Origin of the sequence: Citrobacter sp. S46_ASV_140 (genome assembly GCF_018919545.1) — a bacterium.
In the GTDB taxonomy this organism is placed as follows: domain Bacteria; phylum Pseudomonadota; class Gammaproteobacteria; order Enterobacterales; family Enterobacteriaceae; genus Citrobacter; species Citrobacter braakii.
Genome location: NZ_JAHLRC010000239.1, coordinates 1 through 2,139, shown reverse-complemented (window position 1 = coordinate 2,139; position 2,139 = coordinate 1). Strand labels below are relative to the sequence as shown.

Below are 2,139 nucleotides of genomic sequence, written 5' to 3'. Positions count from 1 at the left end.
CATTTTTGGCCTCGATATTGCGCAGAATTTCCTGCGTTCGCGCCAGCTCACTTTTTTGCTGCAGATAGTTATGAAGCGGATATTTTTTATTGCTGCCTTCCAGACCTCTTCGCAACCCGTCCGAGAATTTCAGTTCTTTTTTCATAATTTATTCTTACAATATGTAATATGACCATGCCGATATTTATTCAATGAATTTATTTGAAAATATAATTCAATTCTGTTTACTGGTAGATTCTATTTTACGTACGCATTCCATCAACGATTTTCCACATTTCACTATAAGTTCTGCTTTTTTTTCTTCAGAGTAGCTATCAATATCTTTCGAAAATTTTTTGCCAAACAGCGTGTTCTGCAGCCAGACTTGAATTTCATCTTCAAAAAAATACTCTTTCAGGGCATAATCCACTACCACCAGTAACAAAGCGAACTGCCAGGACGAGAAGACACCAATCCACTCAATACCCAGCGCATAAACCGTAGGTGCAACTGCGCGTCCCAGCCACATATCCGTACTGCCGACAGCCGTACTCCAGCCAAATTTTGACATTAAAGCAGGCATAACTTTGCCGCTGAGTGCAATAATGGTCGTTACGTCATTAAGGATTTTTCCCAAATATAACACTCTGTATGCCCATCGTTTACTTATTGATTTTTCATCTTTTAACTGGTAAGCATCTGAAAAATCAGCCCCCAACGATGCAATGGCATTAAGCATTGCACAACTGGCCCCTACCCATTTCAGTTTCGGAAACGATTTATCATCTTTTTTTATGACATCCATCATCTTACTGACAATATCAACCGCACCTCCCGTGGTGGCGAATCCTGCAGCGACCAGTTTGGCATAACTGGAAAAGTCATCACGTTTAAAATGATCTGCCTGGTTATATAGCTCCGCCATATTAAAAAAGAGCACCAGGAAATTGATACTTGTCGCACGATAAGCATTTTTTTTCGCTCCCTTGATACTGAATTCCGCAGTCGCCTTTTCCAGATCGGAGAACCGCACCTGAGCGACTTTTAAGCGCCCTGACACTCTGTTTTTCTGAGGATTAACAAAGAGAATTTCGTTTACATAGTAACTACGCTCAGTCGCCCAGCCAAAATATTTACTAGAGAAAGATTTTATTTCAGCTATTGTTTTACCTGCTGAAAGAGAACAGAGCGTTTTAACGACAAGATCGTTTATGGTGTCCAATTTTGGTCCCACACCCGAAACCGAGAATAATCGTGAACCCAGCGTTGCCATATGTTGGTCAACTTGATACAACACTCGCTTTGACCAGACTGGATCATTTCCAAGTGGCTCATCCAGCGCAGCTGTTGCTTTACTAAATCCTTCGAATAATTTAACCAGGTCGCCGGATTTTGACTCAAAAAATGCTAATAAACTTTGTTCTGTGACCTGCTGACTCACTCCTTTGCGTACTCTGGCAAGCAAGGATTCGGCAACAGTCATTAACTCAGGTGCATTATAAAAATGTGTACGCCAGACAAGGTTATTTTCATCAGCAGTTGAGTAATCTTTTATCCAGTCATCGAGTAAACTCACACCAGATTTCGCCGCACCTAACCCAGACATCGCAAAAGCCGCAATTTCACGAAAGTGCAAATTATCCTGTGAAAGATCAGAATAAAAGTCCTGCAGTGTACGAATAAAACATGGAGATTTAAGCCATTGACAGCGGAAAGCAATTATCACTTCGAGTTGTTTATCGATTTTTTGTGTCAGGACCTCACTACAATTAATAAACGAATCCAGGCTCTCTTGCTTTATCTTTCTTTTATATCTGCGCAGGTTATTTGCCACCCGCGACCTTTTCAGATTCTGCTCCTGTCTTTTCTTCGCCTGACGCTCAAATTCTTCCCGGCTTAAAACATCCGTATTGCCTTTCCGTCCCTCGTTCCAGACATACATTCCATATGCGTAATCAATATCGCGAGATGTTGAAAGTGAACCACCCAATGCCGCGAGCTGCTCTTCCACATTCTGCTCAGCACTCTTTTTTATAATCTCCTTAACACCATTTATCAGATTCTGGGTACAGAACTCCAGAGCGCGTTCATCACCGAATATCTTCGCCATCGCCAGGACATCGTTTGTCCATCCCGTCAGCTCATGCGTTATCCCTGTTG

1 protein-coding gene is annotated in these 2,139 nt (G+C 41.9%); it reads right to left on the bottom strand.

The genetic code is table 11. From position 1 onward, the window contains the following. Window positions 1–214: 214 nt before the first annotated feature. Window positions 215–2,139 (bottom strand): T6SS effector BTH_I2691 family protein (locus tag KQJ19_RS23320; RefSeq protein ID WP_216404256.1); only part of this gene is annotated, 1,925 nt, incomplete at its 5' end.